Here is a 23,100-nt window from a genome sequence, read left to right as displayed (position 1 = left end):
GCATGAGTTGCCCCGACGACGGCGCCGCGGGGTCAAGCGACCTCCCCTACGGTGAGCCGGCCGGACATGAGCTCGGGAAGGAGAGCGTCGCGGGTCGCGGCGAGGCGCCCCGACTCTGTGCGTCTGCTGGCCGACGCCGTGGCCAAGTCGGTCAGCGTGCGGCGTAGTTCGGCGGGGAGCTGTGTGACGTCCGGGACCTCAAGAGCCATAGCGTCAGCTGGACTCACCCTCTGGTGGGATCCCGAAGTACCGCGGGCCAGTGACTGGAGGCCATCGACCGTTGCGGGCATCCTCAGAACTGCTGCTAGTTCAGCGGTTGATCCCGACCGCGGTTCAAGCACGATGAACTCCGTCGACGCCACAGCGGGATGCATCTCCGGGATCTTCGCCGCATCCCACACTCGAGGGATGCGCGGGTTCAGCTTGGAGAGCAGCACAGATGGCCGATCCAGGCGCTGCTTGGCGCTCTTGATATCGGTCCCGTCCTCCAGCTTGGGGACCTCCCCATCGTCGAAGGCAGGCAGACTGAAGTGCCACACGCCACCCGGAACTGGTGTGACTGTCCGCCTCGGGACGACGGCGAGCTGGCCCAGTGGGACCGACGGAACTGAGGCAGATGCGCGAGCGAGCAGCGACTGCGACAATGCAGACGCAATCGAGTTGGCCCGCTCGTTCACGGCGATCTTGTCGTCCAGCGCTCCCAGGACGTCGGCGATGGCGGTTTGGGTGGCGAGGTCAGGCAACCAGATCTGGATACTGTCGAGGGCGGACCGGTTGAGCTTGGGTTGAGCTGAGCCCGTCAGATATCCCGTGACGTCTATCAGCTGTAGCTGGTAGCAGAGGTACCGGATATCGGAAACACCTGGTCTCGCCGTCAACACGTGCGCGTGATTGTTGACCCAAAACTGTCCATCCGCCAAGAACGCAATGGGCGTGCTGCGGCTTCGGAGATTCTCACCGTCCTCGGCAACGAGCAGGTGCCGGCCCTCGAAGAGGAAGTCACTCACCCAATCGACGATCCCGGACGCCCCGTAATAGGGGTATGGGCCAGGCCGACGGAACGACGCGCGGACGGGCACCCTCTTCGCGTCCAAGTTCAGCGAGACATCGCCCAGAGCAACGTACGTCATCGACCGACCCTTCCCAACTGCTCGCGGACGACCGCGTCGAGGCGTGCGGACTCGTCCATCGCCTCGAACAGTTCCTTGGTGAGCCGCTCGATCTTCTCGTCGAGCGGTTCACCGTCGTCCTCGATCGGCGCGGTGCCGACGTAGCGGCCCGGGGTTAGCGCGTAGCCCGCGGCCTTGATCTCCGCCGTCGGGACAGAGCGGCAGAAGCCGGGGACGTCCTCATACTCGCCCTCGATGCCGCGCCAAGCGGCGAAGGTGCCCGCGATCTGGGCGATGTCGTCGTCACTCAGTGCCCGCTCGGCGCGGTCGACCATGTGGCCGAGGTTGCGGGCGTCGATGAACAGCGTCTGGCGGCGGCGGTCTGTCTTCGCCTCCCCGGAGGCACCCTTGTTCCTGGCCAGGAACCACACGCACACCGGGATGCCGGTGGAGCGGAACAGCTGAGTGGGCAGTGCCACCATGCAGCTCACCACGTCCGCCTCCACCATCTCGGCGCGGATCTGGCCCTCCCCGCCGCTGTTGGACGACATCGAGCCGTTGGCCATCACCACGCCCGCCTGGCCGTCTGGGGTGAGCTTGCTGAGGATGTGCTGGAGCCAGGCGTAGTTGGCGTTCCCGGCCGGGGGCACGCCGTAGGCCCAGCGGGCGTCGTCCTCGCGGCGGGCCCAGTCCTTGATGTTGAACGGCGGGTTGGCCATCACCACGTCGGCCTTGAGGTCCGGGTGGAGGTCGCGGGCGAAGGTGTCGCCCCAGGTGGAGCCGAGGTTGCCGAGGATCCCGTGGATGGCCAGGTTCATCTTCGCCATCCGCCAGGTGCGCTCGTTGAGCTCCTGGCCGTAGACGGAGATGCTGCCAGGCGAGCGGTGGTGCGACTCGAGGAACTTCTCCGCCTGCACGAACATGCCCCCCGAACCGCAGCAGGGGTCGTAGACGCGGCCCGACGTGGGGCGCAGCACCTCGACCAGCACCCGCACCACGCCGGCCGGGGTGTAGAACTCGCCGCCGCGCTTGCCCTCCGCGCGGGCGAACTTCTCCAGGAAATACTCGTAGACCTCGCCCAGGAGGTCGCGTGCCCTGGTGGCGCCGGAGCCGGTGAAGCGGGCGCCGTTGAGCAGGTCGATCAGCTCCGAGAGGCGGCGCATGTCCACGCTGGACCGGTTGAACGCCAGCGGCAGGGTGCCGGCCAGCGACTTGTTCTCCTCCATCAGCAGGCGCATCGCGTCATCGACCAACTCGCCGGTGGACTTGTCCGGCGTGCCCTTGGCGTTGTCGGCGAGGTAGGACCAGCGGGCGTTCTGCGGCACCCAGAACACCTGGGAGCCGGTGTACTCGTCGCGGTCCTCGAGGGTCTCGGCGACGGTGGCCTCGTCGTAGCCCTCGACGATCAGTTCGTCACGGATCTGCTCGCGGCGCTCCTCGAACGCATCCGAGACGTACTTGAGGAACACCAGCCCCAGCACGATGTCCTTGTACTGGCTGGCGTCCAGCGAGCCGCGCAGCTTGTCAGCGGACTTCCACAGCAGGTCTTTGAGCTCCTTGGCGGTGCAGGGTGCGGCAGGGGCGGCGGGTGTTTTGGCCATGGTCAGCGGGTCTCCAGGGTGATTGTGGTGGTCTCGCAGGCGTCGAGGAGTGCGTCCTCGAACGTGTTCAGGGCGTCGAGCTGGGCATCGAGCTCGGCCCGACGCTGCCCGATCTTGTCAGAAGCCGCGGACAGCGCATCGCGCTGGGCGGCATCCAGGGCGGTCAGCCGCCACTGCGGCGGCTTGGTGCCGCGGGGCGCAGCAGCGACGGCGCGGGAAAGCTGCCCAGCGGTCACCGGCGCCTTCGCCGTCAAACGCAGGGCCCGGGCGGGGCGGCGACGAGGGATCCGCCGTGAGCGTCGACGACGGCGCTCGGCCCGGGGCCGATGATGACATCGCCGGGCCGGGTCAGCCAGGCGCGACGGTGCGCCAGCGCAGTGAGCCTGTCGACGCCCACGCTGCGGTCCAGTCGGCCCTCGGCCACTGTCCAGACGGCGAGGTCTCCGTTGCCCAGCTCCGCGAGCGGGAGCCGTGAGCCGGAGACCAGCCTGAGCCAGCCGTCCGCGATACCAGCCTGGGCGGAAACCTCACGCCTACCGGTCCCGGGGCCGCGCGACAGGGCAGGAAAACCCGCCAACCCGAGCTGGGCGGCCATGGCTGGCAGCTCATCGGCGGAGAAGTCTGCTGCGGCCCGACGGGCGGGAACGGCGGAAACAGCCACCAGTGAGCCGCCGCGGGCGAGGAGGTGCCGGGTGAGCACCGGCCGAAGGACGCGCCAGGAGCGGTGCTGCTGAACAGCGGCGTCCAGGGCGGCGACGGCGAGGTCCCGGGCGAGGTCGCCGATCAGCTCGGCAGTCAGCGCGACGCCAGTGAGGTCGGCCACGAAGGTGCGATGGTGCTCGAACGGCAACTCGTCACGCTCCGCCACCAGCCACATCGCCAACGCTTCCCGCGGATGGGCGGGGCGGCAGCCCGCCGGGAGCTTCACCACCGCCCTGACGACGCCGTCGCGGAGAAGTTCATCCCGGGCGACCACATCACCCGTCTCGTCACACAGGAGGCGCGCGGGTCCGACGAGGAGCCGAATCTGATCGTCATCGACGAGCGCGGCGCGCCTGAAGAGCTCCGCGTCATCGGCGTCGAGGGCGGCATGCACAGCGACACCCCATCCCCGCTCGTCGGCGACCGCGTACGTGTCCCAGTCGCCCGTCTGGAGGACCCGGCGGGTGTGGCGGCCCACGGGCGATTCGTCGAGACGGATGCCGACGCGGCCGGGCCACTCCGCGGGCAACCGAGACAGCCAGGCGAAGCCGGTGCCGGCCGCGTCAAGCAGACCCCGGCCCCCTGCCCCGTCCGTCAGGGTGAGCGCGGCGTGCGCGATCAGTTCCGCGGCCTCTGCCGACAGCGCGGCGGCGCCGAAGAGCGGAAGATGGCGCACCAGGCAGTCGTCGGTGAACCACTGCATGGCGTCGGCCGCTCCGAAGCGCTCGTCGAGGAATGCGTCGACCGCGAGGGCCGTCCTCGGAAGCTCATCGCCCAGGGCGCGGACCTCGCGGGCGAAGCACGTGAGGCGATCGAGCCGTTCGACCGCATCGATGGCGCGGCCGGGAGCATCCGAGAGGTGGTCGACGAGGGTTTCGCCGAAGGCCGCGCGGAACGCCAGCACGGCTGAAAGGTCCATCGCCCGCGTCACGTCGGCGCGCGCCTCGCTCAACATGGTGAGCAGTGGCAGCATGCGCTCAGGCTGGCGGTTGTTCCCACGGCCATGCTCGGCCAGCCACGCGACGACGTGGGCCGCGTCGAACGCTCCGTCGGCGACGGGCTCAGGAAAGGCGTCTACACCGACGTAACGTTTTCGCCACACGGAGACGACGGGACGGCGGACCCGGGCGATCATCGCCACGTCGGTAGCTGTGATGAGCATGGTTGCCTCCCTTCGATGCCCACACTAGCGAGAGGGTCGACACGGACACCTCGTATTACCGATAACCCCTCTTATCGTGACTCGAGAAGCCCTTTGCGCACCGACTTGGGATCGTTGACCCATCGACCCACGGCTGCTGGTCACCACGGCCGACGGCGCCTGGACCATCACCACCTCCTGATGAAAGGCACTCCATGCCCCACGCAGTCTCCCAAGCCATCCCCGGGACGAGCCCGGCCCCCGCAGCCCTCCACGTGTACCGCCTCGTCGTCTGGACGGCGGTCATGATCGCGATCATCGTCCTGATGCGGCAGCCATTCCCCGTCCTCCCCGAACCGCCCGCAGAGGGCCGATCCACGGTCCAGTCAGGCTTCGCGGACGACTTCAGCGGCGCCGCGGCACTCAAGGACCTTCGCGACTACTCGGCCGACAGCGCCCCGAAACAGCAGGTGGTCAACGGTTGGTACACCAACGACATGCTCGAGATCGTCGGCAAGCAGAACGACTCGCTCCTGCAAGGGCAGGCACGACTCCTGGAGGCACAGATGACGGCCACCTCCCACGCCCACGAGTGGTCGATGTGGCAGATGAAGGATCGTCGGTCGGAGTCGCTGCTCATCATCCTCGGGCTGGGAGCCGCGGCCCATCTCGCCGGTTCATCGCTGATCCTGCTGCTGGCCGGACGCAGGCGCCGCACGCCCCGCCCGACCGCAGCCAGCGACGGCGACGCCGCGCCGGGCCCGACCTTGGACGCACAGCCTGAGCCTCAGCCCTTCGATCCGCGCCCCGGGCACTGAACCGCTCACCCAAGAACCCCGCCGGCGAGTCAGATGAACATTGGGGGGACCTGACTCGTCGGCGGTCCCACGCCTCGGGCCCTCCGGCCTACCTGGTCGGGGCCAGCGGCACCCGCTCGTAGTGCCGGAGCACCTGGCAGCCCAGCCCGCGTCGCGCTGCCTCGGCCCGCGCCTCCTCCGGATCGCCGGGGTTGTTGGCGAACATGTCCCAGTGGATCGGCACCAGCAGCGTCGCTCCGGCGTCGGCGGCAAGGTCGGCCGACTCGGCCGCGGTCAGGTTGCCGACGATGTTCATCGCCTCGCGCTGCGCGTCGCGGCCGTTGATCGGGAGCAGGGCGGCGGTGACGCCGTGGGCCCGGAGGGTGTCGGCCATCTCCGGGCTGCGGACGGTGTCACCCGAATGGAACAGCACCTCATAGCCGAGGGCGACGACGTAGCCGAGAAACCGGGCCGTCGTCGTCTCCGTGGCCCAGTCACCGATCGGCTCGTCGGTGTTGACGGCGTGCCAGGCGGGCACGGGGGTCACGACGGCGTCGCCGATGGAGATCGGTTCGCCGGGCACTGCCCCGACGACGTCGCCGCCGAAGCTGGCGCGGACCTCGTCGGCGAGCGGCGCCGGCACGACGATGGCGGCGTCGGGCGAGGATGCCCGGACGGCGCGGATCGAGCCGGGGTCGAGATGGTCGTCGTGTTCGTGCGTGCACAGGACGGCGGCCATCCGGGCGAGGTCGAGCAGGGCGATGTCGGGGACGGGGAGCGTCCGCTTCGGGTGCGGTGAGAGGAACGGGTCGATGACGAGCCGGGTGTCGCCGGCCTCGATGATGACGCCGGCCTGGCCGAGCCAGGTGAGAAGGGGTCGGGTGCTGGCTGCGCTGTCGGTCACGACAACGAGGCTAGCGGGCCCTTCGAGACGCCGCTCGTACCTCGCGGCTCCTCAGCGAACGACTCACACCAGCTCGGGGCGTCCCGGCAGCCGACCCTCGCGATGTGCCGCCAGGAACTCGATCACCGTCTCGTACCAGAGCTTCGCGTGCTGCGGCGTCAGGATCCAGTGGTTCTCGTCCGGGTAGTACAGGAACCGGTGCGGCAGTTCCGCCGGGTCCCCTGGTGCATCCGGTTCAGCTCCCACCACAGCGCCAGCCCCTGGCCGATCGGCACCCGGTAGTCCCGGTCGCCGTGGATCACCAGCATCGGGGTCGAGATCTGCGACACGTACCGGTGGGGCGAGAACCGGGCCGCCATCTCCGGCGTCAGCTCCCGGCTCCAGTACCACGAGGCGTCCGTCGTCGGCCCGAAGCTCTCGAGGTCCCACAGCGACGCGTGCGTCACGATGGCGCGGAAGCGGTCGGTCTGCGTCGCGATCCAGTTGGCCATATAGCCGCCGAACGAGCCGCCCATCATGGTCGACGCGTCGTCACGGACGTCGGCGCGGGCCTCGACCTCATCCGTCAGCGCCATGACGTCGGTGTACGGGGCGCCGCCCCACTGGCCCCAGCCGCGCTGCAGGTACTCGAACCCGTAGCCGGTGGACAGCGCAGGATCCGGCAGCAGGACGGCCTGGCCGCGTGACGCGAGCAGCCACGGGCACCAGCGCCACGACCAGGCGTTCCACGAGCTGACCGGGCCTCCGTGCACCCACACCGTCAGCGGGGCGGGCGCGTCGGCGGAGGCGCCGTCGGGGAGCACGAGCCAGCCGGGCACGCGGGTGCCGTCGACGGCGGTCGTCTCGACCCGCTCGACCCGCCCGGGCAGCGCCGGGTACTCGGCGGGGGCGCGCAGGACGCGGCTCTGCGCGGTGGCGATGTCGACGGCGACGATCTCCCCCGGGTTCATCCACGACGACCGCACCGCGTACAGCGTGGAGCCGTCGGGGCTCAGCAGCGCGGAGGCATGCGCCCCGTCCTGCGTGAGGCGGCGGACCGCGCCGGTCGCCACGTCGACGGCGAACAGGGGCGCCGCGCCGTCGTCGTCGGCGGTCACGTAGACGGTGGCGCCGTCGGGGCTGAACGCGACCGGGTGGGCCACGCGGTCCCAGTCCTCGGCCAGGAACCGGCCCTCCCCGGTGGCCACGTCGACGAGCCACAGCTTCCAGTCGGGTGCGATGTCGGCGGTCGGGATCCGGTACCTGGAGCACACGGCGGTCCGGCCGTCGGCGCTGAGGACGGCGCCGCCGAACTCGGCGTCGTCGGCGGCGGCGATGATGCGCCGCTCCCCCGTCTCCGGGTCGATGGCGATCAGCCGCGTCACCGAGACGCCGCCGGCGAGCCGGTCGGTCCATTCGGCGACGATCGTGCCGCCGTCACGCGAGTAGGCGACGCCGTCGAGGGCCGGGCCGACGTCGCCGGTCAGGTCGGTGACGTCGCTGAGAGTCAGGTCGCCGTCGCCCGTGACGGTGGCGGCGCGGAGCCGCGGATTCTCGGGGCCGAGGTCGTGGTCCCAGTAGCGGACGGGGTAGCCGTCGTGCAGGATCGCCGAGACCTTCTTGTCCTTGCGGGCCGCACGCTTCGCGGCGTCGGCCTCGTCGTCGGCGACACCGGCGTGCATCGAGACGCCCAGCACCACGCGGTCGGTCTCGGGGCTGGTCAGCACGCTGCCCCAGCCGCCGTCGCGGCGCGCCAGCACATAGGCCTCGCCACCACCCGCAGGCAGGCACCACAGCGCGTTCGTGGAGTCCTTGGTCGCGTCCTCGCCCGCGGCGGGCACGTCGCGCTTGGACGTGAACACCAGGGACCCGTCGCGCAGGAAGGCCGCGATGGCCTCGCCCTTGACGGAACGGGTCAGCCGCGTGGCCGCCCGACCGCCGTCGACGTCGACGCGCCACAGGGACGTCACATAGCCGGTCGCGTCGTTGTCGGGGCCCTGCACACCGCAGACCAGCGTGCCGCCGTCGAGGCTGAGGGCCAGGCCACCGAGCCGGGGTGTCGTGATGTAGGAGTCGAGGTCGTACCAGGGAGAGGTGGGTTCGGACACGGCCCCACTCTGCCACCCTCCTGCCGAACCGGCCCGACCGCCTCCCCGACCTCCGCGTGTCCCGGCGGCTTGAAATAGTTGGCGGACCTCACCGAAAGGGCCGACCCTTGTTCCTCAGCAACATGGACATCGCCCGGGCCGCGACGCCGCTGCCGATCGCAGAGATCGCCGCCCGCCTGGACATTCCCGTCGACGGCATCGAGCCCTACGGACGCCTTAAGGCCAAGGTGCCGCTGTCGGTGCTCGCCGGGATGCCCGAGCGGCCCCAGGGACGGCTGATCCTCGTCACGGCCGTGTCGCCGACCCCGGCCGGCGAGGGGAAGACGACGACGACCGTCGGCCTGGGCGACGCGCTCACCGGGCTGGGCGAGCGGGCCATGCTGGCCCTGCGCGAGCCTGCGCTCGGGCCCGTCTTCGGGATGAAGGGCGGCGCCGCGGGCGGGGGCCGCGCACAGGTCATCCCCATGGAGGACATCAACCTGCACTTCACCGGCGACTTCGCCGCCATAGCGGCCGCCCACAACCTGCTGGCCGCGATCATCGACAACCACGTCTTCCACGGCAACGCGCTGGGCATCGACCAGCGACGCATCACGTGGCGCCGGGTCCTCGACGTCAACGACCGGGCGCTGCGCGAGGTCGTCACCGGGCTCGGCCCGATCGGCAACGGGTACCCGCGCCAGGGCGGCTTCGACATCGTGCCGGCGAGCGAGGTGATGGCCGTCTTCGGGCTGGCCACCTCGTTGCAGGACCTGAAGCGGCGGCTGGGCGAGATCGTCGTCGCGCACACCGTCGACCGTCGCCCGGTCCGCGCCCGCGACCTGGACGCCCACGGCGCGATGGCCGCGCTCCTGCGCGACGCCCTCAACCCGAACCTCGTGCCACGGCGGCCCGTTCGTAAACATCGCGCACGGCACCAACACCGTCATCGCCACGAAGGCTGCGCTGGGCCTGGCTGACTGGGTGGTCACGGAGGCCGGGTTTGGAGCCGATCTGGGGGCGGAGAAGTACTTCGACATCGTGTGCCGCGACGCCGGTCTCCGGCCAGCCGCGACGGTGATCGTCGCGACGGTGTGGTCCATGAAGTACCACGGGGCGTCGCCGTCGCTGACCTCCCCACGACCGACGTGGAGGCGGTGCGCCGCGGGCTGGTGAACCTGGAGCGGCATGTCACGACGCTGCGCGGGCTGTTCGGGCAACGCTGCGTGGTGACGATCAACCGGCGCGCCGAGGATGACCCGGCAGAGGTCGACGCGATCCTGGCGGCCGCTTCCGCTCTGGGGGTGCCCGCCGTCGAGGCCCGCCACTTCGCCGAGGGTGGCGTCGGCGCCCGCGACCTCGCGCTCGCGGTGATGGAGGCCGCGGGGGACGGCACCGAGGAGCCGCGCTACGCCTACGAGCGGGACGCGGGCCTGTGGGAGAAGATGCGGGCGATCGCCACCCGGGTCTACGGTGCGGCCGACATCACGGCCGACTCGTCGGTCCACCGTCGGATCCGGCAACTGGAGGCCGAGGGCAACGGGCACCTGCCGGTGTGCGTGGCGAAGACGCAGTACTCGTTCGCGACCGACAAGGCGCTGCGCGGCGCACCGTCGGGTCACGTGGTGGACGTGCGGGAGGTCCGGCTCAGCGCGGGAGCGGGTTTCGAGGTGATGATCTGCGGCTCGATCACGACGATGCCGGGCCTGCCGGCCGTCCCTGCCGCCAGCACGATCGACGTGACGGACGAGGGCCAGATCGTCGGCCTGTTCTAGGCGACCAGCCCCGGCAGTTGCGCCATCGAAGCGAAGACCGTCGTCACGCCGAGGCTCGTCAGCTCCTCCGGCGACAGGTACGTCGGCTCGCCCGGCGCGTAGCCGAACACCGTCGCCCCCGCAGCGACGCCCGCGCGGACGCCCGAGCCCGAGTCCTCCACGACCGCCGTCGTCCGCGGGTCGACGCCGAGCGCCTCGGCCGCCACCAGGTAGACGGCCGGGTCGGGCTTGCTGCGCTCCAGTTCCATGCCGCTGTAGACGTGCTCGCCGAACACGTCGGTGAGCCCGATCTTTGCCAGCTGCATGTCGATCTTGCCGCGGTCCGCGCCCGAGACGCAGGCCACCGGCAGCCGGGACGCGATCTCCCGGACCGCCTCCACCGCCCCGGGGACCGCCGTCAGCCGCGCCTCGAGTGCCGCGTTGCGCCGCACCCGGAAGCCGAGGATCCAGTCCATGTCGATGCGGTGGCCGGTGTGCTCGTAGATGACCTGCCACTCGTCGAGGAACGCCTTGCCGACGAAGCGACGGACGCACTCCTCCTCCGAGATGTCCCAGCCGAGCTCCTGCAGCATCTCCCGCAGGACGCCGTTGGTGATGGGTTCGGAGTCGACGAGGATGCCGTCACAGTCGAACAGGACGGCGGAGAAGGTGGTGGGCACGTTCCGGGAGCCTACCCCTGCCGCTCACACGCGGCCTATTCTGTCCCTACTGCCGCGTCGGGGGAACCGCGGCACAGGGGGGAGGTCGCCATGAGCGTACCGATGGAGGAGCCGAGCAGGACCAGCAAGGCCCTGGGGCCGCGGCCGGCAACGGCGCTCCGCAGAGCAGAGATCGTCCGGGCCGCCGCCGACGTGTTCGCGGAGAAGGGGTTCGCGCACGGGACCCTGCACGAGATCGCGGATCGGGTCGGGATGACGCACGCGGGGGTGCTGCACCACTTCGGCTCGAAGGAGCAGCTGCTGGTCGAGGCGCTCGCCTACCGCGACCGGCTCATGCTCGAACACCGCCCGGAAGGGCAGGACCTCTTCCACTACCTGGTCGACATCGCCGTCGCCAACTCGAAGCAGGCCGGAATGATCCAGGCCTTCCTGGCCGCAGCGGGCGACTCCGTCGCGCCCGGGCGTCCCGCCCAGCCCTACTTCGTGGAGCGGTACCGGATCCTCCGGGCCGAGGTGGCCACCGCCTTCGAGCAGACGTGCACAGAGCGGGGAGTCTCGGATCCGGCGGTGATCGCCGCGGCATCCACCGGGATCCTCGCAGTCCTCGACGGCGTACAGGTGCAGTGGTTGCTGAGCCCCGAGGCAGTCGACCTCGAGGCATCCACGACGTTCGTGATCGACGCGATCGTCGCCGCTGTACTCGCCTGACGGACGAGAACCGACACAAACGGCTCCGCGCCGGTAGCCGCGGCGCTATGCTGAGCACGCCGGTCCCGAGCGGGACCGTCCTGCCCTCAGGAGGCCCGCGTGTCCACACCTGTCACCTCAAGTCCCTCCAACCTGGCCCGGATCGCCCTGTTGGTCGGCGGCCTTGTCGCCGTCGCCTTCGGCATCGCGCTGCTCGTGTGGCCCGCGAAGACGGCCGCCGCACTCGCCGGCGTCATCGCCCTCTACGCCATCCTCGCCGGCATCGTGTACCTGGCCATCGGCGCACTCTCGAAGACCCTGACGACAGGCGGACGCGTCGGCCACGCACTGCTCGGCGTTCTCTACATCGTCGCCGGCATCTACGCCTTCGCGTCGCTGAAGCAGACGGCCGCCTTCCTCGGCATCTTCCTGGCCGTCATGATCGGCGTCATGTGGATCATTGAGGGGTTCACCTCCCTGTTCGCGCTCGAGGGATCCAGCTCCAAGGCGCTGACGATCGTCTTCGCCCTCATCTCGATCCTCGCAGGCTTCTCCCTGCTGTCCAACGCGCTGTGGGGCGCCGTGTTCCTCTGGTGGCTGCTGGGCATCTCGCTGCTGGTCCTGGGACTGCTGAACGTCTTCCGCGCCATCATCGCGCGCAAGGAGGCCTGACTCATGGCCACCGAGTCTTTCGCAGGCCCGGTCGACTACGTCGTCTTCCGCTTTGACGACGGTGCCGACATCGGCCCCGGCCTCGCTGCCCTCCTCGAAGCAGTCGACCAGGGCATCATCGAGATCCTCGACCTGGCGGTCGTCTCACTGACTGCTGAGGCGGCCGTGACGCGGCTCGCGCTGGCCGACCTGAACGCAACCAGCAGTGTCGACCTGTCGATCTTCGACGGTGCCGCCTCGCACATCCTCGACGACGACGACCTCACCAAGATCAGCGGGGAACTCACGCCGGGGAGGTTCGCCCTGGCAGTCGTCTATGAGGACCGCAGCCTCGCAACGGCCGCGGCCGCGTGGGCCACGGTCGGGGGCACTGAACTATTCTCCGGCGGCATCGACCTCGCCGATCTCGAAGCGACTCTGGAAGGAAACCAGTCATGAGCCTTCTGCGTACCGCCGCCCGCGCGTCCGTGGCCACCCGTGTCGTCGGTAACACCCACCGACGCCAGCAGCAGAGGTGGGCCGCGCAGGATGCTGCCGCAGCCAAGACTGCGGCTCCCGCCCAGTCACCGGCGCCAACTCCCGCCCAGGCGCCGGCGTCAGCGCCGAGCATGCTGGACCAGTTGGCCCAGCTCGGTCAACTGCGCGACGCCGGGGTGCTCACCGACGCGGAGTTCGAGGCCCAGAAACAGCACATCCTCGCCGCCGGCTGAGCCGTCCACCGCTGGTGATCAGCCAGCGACGGTGAACGGGGCGGTCAACAGCCGTGCCCAGTCCGAGGACGGGCCGACCCGCAGTTCGAACGCGCCCGGCTCGACCACCCGGTCCCCGGCCGCGTTGACGATCATGCAGGCCGCGACCGGCAGCTCGAAGGCCACCTCGACGCTCTCTCCCGGCGACACCGTCACCTGCCGGTAGCCCTTGAGCTCCTGGTCGGCCCAGCTGGCGGACGTGACGGTGTCGCTGACGTAGATCTGCACCGTCTCCAGCGACGGCCGCTCACCAGTGTTGTGCAGCGTGACGCTGCCCCGGATCACGTCCGCGGACGACAGTTCGTCGGCCTCCAGCGCGAGGTCGGAGTACTCGACGGTGGTGAAGCTCAGCCCGTGCCCGAAGGGCCAGGCGGGGGCCTGGGTCAGGTCGGCGTAGCGGCTGCCGTGCTGGCCGCGGATCTGGTTGTAGTACGTCGGCTGCTGGCCGACGTGCCGCGCGAACGAGATCGGCAGCCTGCCGCTGGGCTCCGTGTGGCCGTAGGCGATCTCCGCGATCGCCCTGCCGCCCTTCATGCCGGGCGACGCAGCCCAGATGACGGCGGCCGCGTTGCGGGCGGACTCGGGCAGCACCAGCGGCTTGGACGCGACCAGCACCACGATCATGGGCTTGCCGGTGGCGGCGAGCGCGTCGAGGAGCGCGACCTGGCCGCCGATCAGTTCGAGGGTCGCCGTCGAGCGTCCCTCGCCGACCAGCTCGATCCTGTCGCCGACCACGGCGACGACGTAGTCCGCGGCCTCGGCCGCAGCGACGGCCTCGGCGAGCTGCGCCTCGTTGACGGCGGCCGGCACGACGAGCCTCGGCCGCGGCTGGCCGTCCGGGAAGAACCTGCCTGCGGGGTCGTCGGTGAGCGTGAGGATCTCCGCACCCCGGGCGTGCGTGACCTCCCAGCCCGCCGGTGCCAGCTCGCGCAGGCCGTCCAGGACGGTGGTGATCATGTCGCGCGGCTGGCCCTCGAGCCACCCGGCCTGGCCGGACCCGCCGGCCCAGTCGCCCAGCTGCGTCTGCGCGTCGTCGGCGAGCGGGCCGACGACAGCGACCCGGCGGGCGCGGTCTGCGGGCAGCGGAAGGACGCCGTCGTTCTCGAGCAGGACGATGGAACGCCTGGTCAGCTCAAGGTTGAGGGCCTCGTGCTCGGCGGTGGCGACCTCGACGGCGATGCGGGCATCGTCGGGGTGACGCGGGTTCTCGAACAGGCCGAGCTCGAACTTCACCGTCAGGATGCGGGACACCGCGCGGTCGAGGTCCGCCTCGACCAGCAGCCCGTTCGCGACGGCGTCGAGGGCCCCCTGGAAGAAGCCGGGCGTCGTCATGACCATGTCGTTGCCGGCCTTCACGGCCGCCGCGGCGGCATGGGCGATGTCGGGCTGCACCTTCTGCTCCCACACCATGCGCCCCACGTTGTCCCAGTCGGTGATGAGGGTTCCGGTGTAGCCCCACTCGCCGCGCAGCACGTCGGTGAGCAGCCAGTCGTTGACGGTGATCGGGACCCCATCGGTGGTTTGGTAGCCCAGCATGAAGGTGCGGCAGCCCTCGCGGGCGACCCGCTCGAACGGGGGCAGGAACCAGGAGCGCAGCTTGCGGCGCGACAGGTCGGCCTCGCTGGCGTCGCGGCCGCCCTGCGTCTCGGAGTAGCCGGCGAAGTGCTTCGCGGTCGCGAGGATCGCCGTCTCGTCCTGCAGGCCGTCGCCCTGGTAGCCGCGGACCATCGCCGAGGCCAGCTCGCCGATGAGGAACGGGTCCTCGCCGAACGTCTCGTTGACACGACCCCAGCGAAGGTCGCGCGTGATGCACAGCACCGGCGAAAAGGTCCAGTGGATGCCGGTGGCGGCGGCCTCGATGGCGGTGATCCGCGCCACCCGCTCGAGCAGGCGGGCGTCCCAGGAAGCGGCCATGCCGAGCTGGGTCGGGAAGATCGTGGCCCCCTCCCAGAAGGAGTGGCCGTGGATGCAGTCCTCGCCGACCAGCAGCGGGATCTGCAGCCGGGTCGTCGCCGTCAGCTGGTGGGCGCGGCGCACCCGCTCGGGCGAGGTGTGCAGGATGGAGCCGACGTGGCGGTTGAGCACCATGTCGTCGAGGTCGTCGCGGGCGTCGAGCTGCATCATCTGCCCGACCTTCTCCGGCAGCGTCATGCGGCCCAGCAGGTCGGCGACACGTTCGTCGATGGGGAGGGCGGCGTCGAGGTAGCGCTCGGCGGGCAGGGTGGTCACTTGTTGTCTTCCTTCTTCATCGCCACGGGACGGACCGCCGTCACCGCGGAGTTTGCGTTGATGCCCTGCTTGCGCAGCGCACGGGCGCGTTCGCCGGCCGACCGCAGGCGCGGGTTGACGTACTCGTCGATACCGAAGTTGATCAACGAGAGCGCCACGCCGATGGCGGCGATGCAGAGGCCGGGGGGCAGGTACCACCACCACTGGTTCTGCTGGAAGGCGCCCTGCGCCGCCGCCCAGTTCAGGATGGTGCCCCAGTTGTACGTCGTCACGGGGATGACGCCGATGTACGACAGGGTGGTCAGGCTCAGGATGGCGGCCGTCACCGTGCCGACGAAGCTGGCGGCGATCAGCGCCATCAGGTTCGGCAGCATCTCGATCGTGATGATGCGACGCAGCGGCTCGCCGTTGGCCCGGGCGGCCTGGACGAAGTCGCGGTTGCGCAGCGACATCGTCTGGGCGCGGAGCACACGCGCACCCCAGGCCCAGCCGATGATGCCCAGCACGCTGGCGACGACCCACAGCGGCGGGTCCTCGAAGATCGACGCGACGATGATGATGAGCGGCAGGCCGGGGATGACGAGGAACACGTTGGTGAGGGCGGACAGCGACTCGCTCTTCCAGCCGCTGATGTAGCCGGACAGCACGCCGACGGTGATCGCGATGACCGTGGAGATCGCGGCCGCGAGGAAGCCGACGACGATGACGCCGCGGGTGCCGAAGATCACCTGGCTCAGCACGTCCTCGCCGATGTGGGTCGTGCCGAGCCAGTGCTCGGCCGACGGCGGCTGGAAGCGGGCCGTGTGGTTGACCGCGGTCGGCGAGTAGGGGGCCAGCACGTCGGCGAAGATCGCGACGAGGACGAAGATGCCCAGGATGACAAGGCCCGCGATGGACTTGCCGTTGCGGAACATCGCGAACGAGGAGCCGAGCTTCGCCAGGAAGGTCTGCCCCGGCTTCTCGAGGGAGGTGGTGGTGCTCATCTGCTCAGGCCTCCGTCTGGCGGGTGCGCGGGTCGAGGAACGCGTAGGCGACGTCGGCCAGGATGTTGGCGACGAGGACCGAGAACGTGATCACGAGGAACACGCCCTGCATGAGCGCGTAGTCCTTCGCGTTGGTCGCGTCGAGGAGCAGTTTGCCGATGCCCGGGTAGCTGAACACCATCTCCATGACGATGGTGCCGCCGACGATGAAGCCGAGCGACAGCGCGAAGCTCTGGATCTGCGGCAGGACGGCGTTGCGGGCGGCGTAGCTCCACAGCACGCGGCGGTCCGGCATGCCCTTGGCCTGGGCGACGGTGATGTAGTCCTCGTCGAGGACCGTCAGCATCATGTTGCGCATGCCGAGCATCCAGCCGCCGAGCGAGGCGATCACGATGGTCAGCACCGGCAGGGTGCCGTGGTGGATCACCTGCGTGATGAAGTCGACCGACCACTCCGGCTTCATGCCCACGCCGTAGGCCTTGCCGATCGGGAACCACTTCAGGTTCACCGAGAACACGGCGATGGCCAGCAGCCCGAGCCAGAAGTAGGGGATGGTGCTGAGGAACGTGGTGATGGGGATCATCACGTCGAGGCGGCTGCCGCGGCGCCAGCCGATGAACGCGCCGCCGACGGTGCCGATCGTGAAGGAGACGATGGTGGCGAGGCCGACGAGGCCGACCGTCCAGGGCAGGGCGCCGGAGATCACCTCGGCGACGGGCCGCATGCCGTGCAGCAGCGAGACGCCGAGGTCGCCCCGCAGCAGGTGGGCCCAGTAGTCGAGGTACTGCTGGAACATCGACTTGTCGGTGTCGAGTCCGAGGAGGGCGCGCAGGGCGTCCGCGGCCTCTGGCGACACGTTCCTGTTGCGGGCCAGGTACTGGTCGACGGCGTCGCCCTTCATCATCCTGGGGAGGAAGAAGTTGATGGTGATCGCGGCCCAGAGGGTGAACAGGTAGAACAGCGCGCGGCTGCCGAGGAAGCGCCACGGGACGCGCGAACGCCCCTTCACGGCCTTCGTCGCGGTGGTGCCGACCTCGAGCGCGTCGGGGGTGGGGTCGGTCATCGTCGGCTGGACGGCGCTCATCGGGGGCCTCCGTTGCTGGCAAGGTCGGCGAAGTGCTTCTCCGGGTCGGGCGAGGCCGCCCGCAGCTCGCGGGTGTAGGGGTCCTGGGGGTTGAGGATGACGTCGTCGGCGGGGCCGTGTTCGACGATCCGGCCCTGGTTCAGGACGATGATCTCGTCGCTGAAGTGGCGGGCCGTGGCCAGGTCGTGGGTGATGTACAGGACGCCGAGGCCCTCCTCGCGCTGCAGGTCGGCGAGCAGGTTCAGGACGCCGAGGCGGATCGACACGTCCAGCATCGACACGGGCTCGTCCGCGACGAGCAGCTTCGGCCGGGACGCCAGCGCCCTGGCGATGGCCACGCGCTGCCGCTGGCCGCCCGACAGCTCGTGGGGGCGGCGGTCGATGACGGTGGCGGGATCGAGGCGGACGCGCTCGAGGAGGCGCAGGACCTCCGTCTCGGTCTGCTCCTTCGGCACGACGTCGTGCAGCCGCAGCGGCCGTTCGATGTGGTAGCGGATCGAGTGGTACGGGTTGAGGCAGGCGAAGGGGTCCTGGAACACCATCCGCAGCTGCTGCCGGTAGGCGCGCAGCCCCTTGCCGCCGCGCGGGATGGGGGCGCCGTCGAGCAGCACGTCGCCGGAGGTGGCGCGCTCGAGCTGGGTGAGGATCTTCGCGATCGTCGACTTGCCGCTGCCGGACTGGCCGACCAGCCCGATCGTCTGCCCGGAGGCGAGCGTGAAGCTGACGTCGTCGAGGGCCTTGATCTGGCCCGCGCCGCGGACGTTGTAGATCTTGGTGACGTTCCTGAGTTCGAGCGCGCTCATCGGACCACCACTCCCCTCTCGCCGGTGAGGCGCGGGAACGAAGCCAGCAGCGTCTTCGTGTACTCGTCCCTCGGGTTGGTCCAGATGTGTGCGGCGGTGTCGAGCTCGACGATCTCGCCGTCCTTCATGATGGCGATCCTGTCGCTGATCTCCAGCAGGAGCGGCAGGTCGTGCGTGATGAAAATGACGGAGAAGCCGAACTCGTGCCGCAGCTGGGAGATCTGCTTCAGGATCTCTCGCTGCACGAGCACGTCGAGCGCGGTGGTGGGTTCGTCCATCACCATCAGCTGCGGGCGCAGCGCGAGCGCCATGGCGATCATGACGCGCTGGCGCATGCCGCCGGAGAGCTCGTGCGGGTAGGAGCGGATGCGCTGCTCGCCGACCTTGACGATCTCGAGCAGTTCCTTGACCTCGGCGATTCGCTGCCTACGGCTCATCTCGGGGCGGTGGACCTGGAAGACGTCGTCGAGTTGCCTGCCGATCTGGACCACCGGGTTGAGCGCGTTCATGGCGCCTTGGAAGACCATCGAGACCTTGTCCCAGCGGAACCGGCGCATCTCCTCGGGGTCGAGGGAGTTGACGTCGATGTCCTCGCCGGACGCGTCGTGGAACAGAACCTCGCCGCTGGTGATCACGGCCGGCGGCTTCAGCAGCCGCTGGATGCCGTAGGCCAGGGTGGTCTTGCCGCAGCCGCTTTCGCCGGCGAGGCCGAGGATCTCGCCGCGGCGCAGCTGGAGGCTGACGCCCTTGACGGCCTCGACGGGTGGGGAGACGTCGTAGACGACGGAGAAGTCCTGCACGGACAGGAGCGCATCACTCAACACTGGGTATCGCTTTCGTGCGGTGGAAGACGACGGGGGGTGGATACACGCTAGGTGCATCCACCCCCGCGCGTCGGATCCGTGTGGGGACTAGCTGGCGGGCTTCAGCTTGGTCAGGATCATCGCGATCGCGGGCTGCGTCGGATCACCCGAGGCGTAGGGGTCCTCCTCGGACGGCCAGCCGACGTAGTTGCGCGTGTTGAACTCGCCGAGGAGCGGGTGCGCGCCGAGCGGGATGACCGGCACGTTCTCCACGAACGACTTCTGGATGACGGCGAGGGCCTCGGTGCGCTGCTCGTCGCTGGAGGCGTTGGCGTAGGTGTTCAGCGCCTCGGTGACAGCCGGGTCGTCGAAGCGGCCGAAGTTGTACTGGGCCTTGTCGTCGACGATCCACTTCGGATCCATCGTCGAGGTGTACATGCCGTACGCGTTGCCGGTGTCCTCGAGCCAGTGGATGATCGCCTGGAAGGTGCCCTCCTGGCGGGCGGCGTCCCAGCCACCCCAGTCGGGCTGGTCCACCTTGACCTCGATGCCGAGGCCCTTGTTGAGCTCCTCGGCGATCAGTGCCTGCTCGGTGTTCCAGTCGCTCCAGCCGGCGGGAACGGAGATGGAGAACGAGACGGCTTCGCCGTCGGGATCGATGAGCTTCTCGTCCTTCCAGGTGTAGCCGGCGTCGGTGAGGATCTTCTTCGCCTTATCGAGATCGACGGAGTACTTCTGGTCGGCGTACTCGGGGAGGATCTCGGAGCTGAGCAGGTCGCCGAGGCCCGTGACGCTCCAGACGGCCTCCGACGCACCCTCACGGGCGATGTCGACGTAGGCCTGGCGGTCGATCGTCCACGCCAGCGCCTCGCGGAGTGCCTTGTTGTTGAACGGCTTGGTCTGCAGGTTCATGAACAGGGTGGCGGCGCCCGCCGTCGGGGAGACGAGGAACTGGTTGTGCTCGTCGGCGGCCAGGAAGCTGGCCTCGATCTGCGGCAGGAAGGCCTGCGCCCAGTCGGCCTCGCCGGAGACCAGCGCGGTCGTGAGGGCCGCGTTGTCGCCGTAGGAGACGTAGTGCATCTCGGGAACGACCAGGTCGCCGCCCCAGTAGGTCGGGTTGGCCGTCAGGGTGACGGACTCGGTGGACCAGTTCGACAGGACGTACGGGCCGGTGCCGACGACCATGCCCTCGCCGGTCAGCGGGTCGGTGTTCGGGTCGGCGATGTTCTCCCAGATGTGCTTCGGCACGATCGGGTGGTGCAGAACGCGCGCCTGGGCGGTGTACTTGGAGTTGGCGAACTTCAGCGTGATCTTGTCGCCGTCGACGGTGGCGCCGGTGTAGTTCAGGGCGCCGGTGTCGTTCAGCTTGCCGTTGAGGATCATGTCGAAGCTGAAGACGATGTCGTCGGCGGTGAAGTCCTTGCCGTCGCTCCACTTGACGTCCTTGCGGGGCACGACGGTGAGCTCCGTGTAGTCGTCGTTCCACTCGACCGACTCGGCGAGCCAGGGGGTGGTGCCGAGGTCACCGGTGGGGTTGACCATGGCGAGGGGTTCGAAGATGAGCATGCGGTAGGCGTACTTCGAGGCGGAGGAGTCACCCAGGTACGGGTTGTGCGACTCGGTGGTGATGGCACCGTCGGGCTTGGCGACGGTGAGCGCCGCGCCGGGCTTGCCGCCCGCGGTCTGCGACGAACCGGACGTGGGGTCGGTGCCGGGCTGGTCGCCTGTGGCACACCCGGCGAGGAAGAGCGCCGCTACCGCGGCGACGGCGATCGTGGGCTTGAGCTTCATTGCTACTCCTTGGTCTCGGCGGCTGGCGCTGCCACCGGTGGTACACGTTGCTGTGTTGGTAGTATTCTTACTGGCGGGTAAGTAAGACGCAACCCGGGGTCACATTAGTTATCGAAATGTGACCGTGACTAGACTCTTCACCGCCGACAGGTGACGAGGTGCCATCCGGAAGCAATGAGGCAATGACATGGCGAGCGAACGGAAGAAGACGGGGACGCGCCCCGCGACGCTGATGAAGCGGACGGAGATCCTCCGTGCCGCGACCGATGTGTTCGGCAGCCGCGGTTACGTCAACGGCACGCTGCAGGACATCGCCGACCAGGTCGGGATGACCCACGCCGGCATCCTCCACCACTTCGGATCGAAGGAGCAGCTGCTCCTCGACGTGCTGGTCTACCGCGACCAGACCGACGTCGAGCACCTCGAGGGCAAGCACATCCCCGACGGGATCGACCTCTTCCGCCACCTCGTCCGCACCGCGCTCGCCAACTCGAAGCGGGCCGGCATCGTGCAGGCCTTCACTGTGCTGTCCGGAGAGTCCGTCACGGACAGCCACCCCGCCCAGCAGTTCTTCATCGAGCGCTACCAGATCCTGCGGGGCCAGCTCGTCGACGCCTTCGCGCTGGTGTGCGCCGAGCGCGGGATCACCGATCCCGGCCCGATCGCACACGGCTCGGCCGCCATCCTCGCCGTCATGGACGGCCTGCAGGTCCAGTGGCTCCTCGCCCCGGCTGAGGTCGACCTGGCCGAGGCCACGGGGTTCGCCATCGACGCGATCGTCGCGGCGGTGCTGAACCCCGGCCCCAGCCCCCTGGCCTGAACTCAGCGGCCGCGGCGCCGCTGCGAGCTGAACGCCGCCGCACCGCCGGTGCTGCCGGCCGGAGACGCCGAGCCACGGCCCCCGCGGCGCGACCGCCACCGGAGCGGCCACCACCACCCGAGCGGCCGCCGGAGCGACCCGCCCGCGGCTGCTGCGGCCCGTCGCCATGGTTCGGGCGACCGGAGCCGCCTGACTCGCTGGGACGACCGCGCCGACGGGATCCGCCGCCCTGGCGCGGCTGCTGGGCCGGCTGGTCGGTCGGCTTGTTCGGGTACGCGGCGGCCTGCGCCTCCTCGGGCGACAGGAAGGTCCGCGCCCCCGGAGCGAGCTCGGTCAGGAGCGCGTCGCCGGCCCTGGCCGCCGCGACGGTCGGGTTGATCTTCGCCGCGCGCATGAGCGAGCGGACCTCGCTGGTCTGATCAGGGGTCACCAGCGTCAGCACGGTGCCCGCCTTGCCCGCGCGCGCCGTCCGGCCGGAGCGGTGCAGGTAGGCCTTGTGCTCGGCGGGCGGGTCGGCGTGGACGACCAGCTCGACGTCGTCGACATGGATGCCGCGGGCCGCGATGTCGGTGGCCACCAGGGTGCTGACCGCCCCGGAGTGGAAGGCCTCGAGGTTCCTGGTGCGGGCGTTCTGGGCCAGGTTGCCGTGCAGGTCGACCGCCGGCACGCCCAGCTGCAGCAGCTGCTTGGCGAGCTTCTTGGCGCCGTGCTTGGTGCGGGTGAAGACGATGGTCTTGCCGGGGGCGGCGGCCAGATCGGCCAGGATGCCCACGCGGTCGGCCTTCTCGACCCGGATCACGTGGTGGTCCATCTGCTTGATCGGCGACTGGGCCGAGTCGGCCTCGTGGGTCACCGGCTCGTGCAGGTACGCCTTCACGAGGACGCCGACGCCCTGGTCGAGCGTGGCGGAGAACAGCATCCGCTGCCCCTTGGCCGGGGTCTTGTCGAGGATGCGGCGGACCATGGGCAGGAAGCCCATGTCGGCCATGTGGTCGGCCTCGTCGATGACGGTGATCGTGACGGCACTCAGGTCGATGGCGCCCTGGCCCATCAGATCGAGCAGTCGGCCGGGGCACGCGATCAACACGTCGACGCCCTTGGCCATGGCCCGGACCTGGGGGTTCTGGTTGACCCCACCGAAGACGGTGAGGTAGCTGAGCCCGGCGACCTTGGCCAGCGGGACGAGGGACTCCTCGAGCTGGGAGGCGAGCTCGCGGGTGGGGGCGAGGATCAGCGCGCGGGGACGCTTGGGTGCAGCGGGGCGGCCATCGGTGAGCCGGGCCACCACGGGGAGCAGGAACGCGAACGACTTCCCCGACCCGGTGCGCCCGCGGCCGAGGACGTCACGTCCGGCCAGCGAGTCGGGCAGCGTGGCCGCCTGGATCGGGGTGGGGATGGTGATGCCGCGCGCTTCAAGGGCGGCGATCAGGGAAGTGGGCACGCCGAGGCGCGCGAAGTCTGAAGACAAGGGGTTCCTTCGAATCGGTGTCTTGCGCAGCGCACCAGCTTGGAAGCCGACCCATAGGGGGCCGTGTGGCGCGGGCCTGGCGGCCCTGGAGCGGGCCGCGTCACCGGATGTCCGTCGCAAGACTGAGCGGAGCATCGGAGTCCATGGTAGTTGAGCGGGCAACAATCCCCGAATCGGTACACCGGGCCGGGCTGCCCAGAACGGCGCCGGAGGAACCCTGGGCTTGCCTCTGAGCGGTATCTTGTTGGCACACGACT

General features: G+C 69.8%; 19 protein-coding genes and 2 pseudogenes. 7 read left to right on the top strand and 14 right to left on the bottom strand.

The features are described 5' to 3' along the window. Positions 1–32: 32 nt before the first annotated feature. From H9L22_RS15625 to H9L22_RS15610, 4 genes are read right to left on the bottom strand one after another with little or no spacing between them, the layout of a single operon-like run. Complete coding sequence (locus H9L22_RS15625) at positions 33–1,130, bottom strand: restriction endonuclease subunit S (protein ID WP_187720711.1); 1,098 nt, start codon at positions 1,128–1,130, stop codon at positions 33–35. Next, positions 1,127–2,710 (bottom strand): type I restriction-modification system subunit M, encoded by a 1,584-nt coding sequence (locus H9L22_RS15620; protein ID WP_187720710.1) that lies wholly within the window; start codon positions 2,708–2,710, stop codon positions 1,127–1,129. Before H9L22_RS15620 ends, H9L22_RS15625 begins: the two co-directional genes overlap by 4 nt. A 2-nt stretch (positions 2,711–2,712) precedes the next feature. Further along, the gene (locus H9L22_RS15615) at positions 2,713–2,946 is read right to left on the bottom strand and encodes a hypothetical protein (RefSeq protein ID WP_187720709.1); all 234 of its coding nucleotides are present in this window, start codon (positions 2,944–2,946) and stop codon (positions 2,713–2,715) included. Positions 2,947–2,960: 14 nt separating this feature from the next. Further along, entirely contained in the window at positions 2,961–4,574 is a 1,614-nt protein-coding gene (locus H9L22_RS15610) for a hypothetical protein (protein ID WP_187720708.1), read from the bottom strand. 194 nt (positions 4,575–4,768) lie between these two features. Between H9L22_RS15610 and H9L22_RS15605 the strand changes: the two genes are divergently transcribed. Next, positions 4,769–5,371 (top strand): hypothetical protein, encoded by a 603-nt coding sequence (locus H9L22_RS15605; RefSeq protein WP_187720707.1) that lies wholly within the window; start codon positions 4,769–4,771, stop codon positions 5,369–5,371. 88 nt (positions 5,372–5,459) lie between these two features. Here H9L22_RS15605 and H9L22_RS15600 read toward each other — a convergent pair whose 3' ends face one another. Together H9L22_RS15600 and H9L22_RS15595 are read right to left on the bottom strand one after the other, a co-directional pair. Continuing rightward, positions 5,460–6,254 carry an MBL fold metallo-hydrolase gene (locus H9L22_RS15600; protein ID WP_187720706.1) on the bottom strand — a complete coding sequence of 265 codons (795 nt, stop codon included), beginning with the start codon at positions 6,252–6,254 and terminating at the stop codon, positions 5,460–5,462. 158 nt (positions 6,255–6,412) lie between these two features. Continuing rightward, on the bottom strand, positions 6,413–8,341 hold the full coding sequence (locus tag H9L22_RS15595) for a S9 family peptidase (protein ID WP_226965915.1): 1,929 nt from the start codon (positions 8,339–8,341) through the stop codon (positions 6,413–6,415). A gap of 122 nt (positions 8,342–8,463) precedes the next feature. Here H9L22_RS15595 and H9L22_RS20615 point away from each other — a divergent pair. Then, positions 8,464–10,095: pseudogene (locus tag H9L22_RS20615) on the top strand (formate--tetrahydrofolate ligase). Here H9L22_RS20615 and H9L22_RS15585 read toward each other — a convergent pair. Next, a complete protein-coding gene (locus H9L22_RS15585) occupies positions 10,092–10,754 on the bottom strand; it encodes an HAD family hydrolase (RefSeq protein ID WP_187720705.1) in 663 nt (220 codons plus the stop codon). The pseudogene H9L22_RS20615 and the gene H9L22_RS15585 overlap by 4 nt on opposite strands. Before the next feature lie 90 nt (positions 10,755–10,844). Here H9L22_RS15585 and H9L22_RS15580 point away from each other — a divergent pair, with 90 nt between their 5' ends. From H9L22_RS15580 to H9L22_RS15565, 4 genes are all read left to right on the top strand, one after another. After that, complete coding sequence (locus tag H9L22_RS15580; RefSeq protein ID WP_226965914.1) at positions 10,845–11,462, top strand: TetR/AcrR family transcriptional regulator; 618 nt, start codon at positions 10,845–10,847, stop codon at positions 11,460–11,462. 99 nt (positions 11,463–11,561) lie between these two features. Continuing rightward, on the top strand, positions 11,562–12,113 hold the full coding sequence (locus H9L22_RS15575) for an HdeD family acid-resistance protein (protein WP_187720704.1): 552 nt from the start codon (positions 11,562–11,564) through the stop codon (positions 12,111–12,113). Positions 12,114–12,116: 3 nt separating this feature from the next. Continuing rightward, entirely contained in the window at positions 12,117–12,551 is a 435-nt protein-coding gene (locus H9L22_RS15570) for a DUF6325 family protein (protein WP_187720703.1), read from the top strand. Then, complete coding sequence (locus tag H9L22_RS15565; protein WP_187720702.1) at positions 12,548–12,823, top strand: SHOCT domain-containing protein; 276 nt, start codon at positions 12,548–12,550, stop codon at positions 12,821–12,823. The genes H9L22_RS15570 and H9L22_RS15565 overlap by 4 nt, the downstream gene beginning before the upstream one ends. An 18-nt stretch (positions 12,824–12,841) precedes the next feature. Here H9L22_RS15565 and H9L22_RS15560 read toward each other — a convergent pair whose 3' ends face one another. The 6 genes from H9L22_RS15560 to H9L22_RS15535 form a co-directional block, all read right to left on the bottom strand. Then, entirely contained in the window at positions 12,842–15,091 is a 2,250-nt protein-coding gene (locus tag H9L22_RS15560) for an exo-beta-d-1,3/1,6-glucosidase (RefSeq protein ID WP_226965913.1), read from the bottom strand. Continuing rightward, positions 15,088–16,074, bottom strand: a complete 987-nt coding sequence (locus tag H9L22_RS15555; RefSeq protein WP_187720701.1) for an ABC transporter permease — start codon at positions 16,072–16,074, stop codon at positions 15,088–15,090. Before H9L22_RS15555 ends, H9L22_RS15560 begins: the two co-directional genes overlap by 4 nt. 4 nt (positions 16,075–16,078) lie before the next feature. After that, a complete protein-coding gene (locus tag H9L22_RS15550; RefSeq protein WP_187720700.1) occupies positions 16,079–17,158 on the bottom strand; it encodes an ABC transporter permease in 1,080 nt (359 codons plus the stop codon). Continuing rightward, positions 17,155–17,961: an ABC transporter ATP-binding protein gene (locus tag H9L22_RS15545; protein ID WP_187720699.1), complete on the bottom strand. Its 807-nt coding sequence runs from the start codon at positions 17,959–17,961 to the stop codon at positions 17,155–17,157. The genes H9L22_RS15550 and H9L22_RS15545 overlap by 4 nt, the downstream gene beginning before the upstream one ends. Then, positions 17,958–18,782 carry an ABC transporter ATP-binding protein gene (locus H9L22_RS15540; RefSeq protein WP_187720698.1) on the bottom strand — a complete coding sequence of 275 codons (825 nt, stop codon included), beginning with the start codon at positions 18,780–18,782 and terminating at the stop codon, positions 17,958–17,960. The genes H9L22_RS15545 and H9L22_RS15540 overlap by 4 nt, the downstream gene beginning before the upstream one ends. Positions 18,783–18,872: 90 nt before the next feature. Next, on the bottom strand, positions 18,873–20,555 hold the full coding sequence (locus H9L22_RS15535; protein WP_187720697.1) for an ABC transporter substrate-binding protein: 1,683 nt from the start codon (positions 20,553–20,555) through the stop codon (positions 18,873–18,875). Between the two features lie 187 nt (positions 20,556–20,742). Between H9L22_RS15535 and H9L22_RS15530 the strand changes: the two are divergent. Further along, positions 20,743–21,261: pseudogene (locus tag H9L22_RS15530) on the top strand (TetR/AcrR family transcriptional regulator); the annotation flags it as partial. Here the strand turns inward: H9L22_RS15530 and H9L22_RS15525 are convergent. Next, the gene (locus H9L22_RS15525; protein WP_226965912.1) at positions 21,248–22,843 is read right to left on the bottom strand and encodes a DEAD/DEAH box helicase; all 1,596 of its coding nucleotides are present in this window, start codon (positions 22,841–22,843) and stop codon (positions 21,248–21,250) included. The pseudogene H9L22_RS15530 and the gene H9L22_RS15525 sit on opposite strands and share 14 nt — an antisense overlap. Between the last annotated feature and the right edge of the window lie 257 nt (positions 22,844–23,100).

The sequence above is a fragment of the Tessaracoccus defluvii genome (genome assembly GCF_014489575.1).
Taxonomy (GTDB): Bacteria; Actinomycetota; Actinomycetes; order Propionibacteriales; family Propionibacteriaceae; genus Arachnia; species Arachnia defluvii.
The sequence above is the reverse complement of the archived record's forward strand: the minus strand, read 5'-3'. Positions and strand labels throughout refer to the sequence as shown.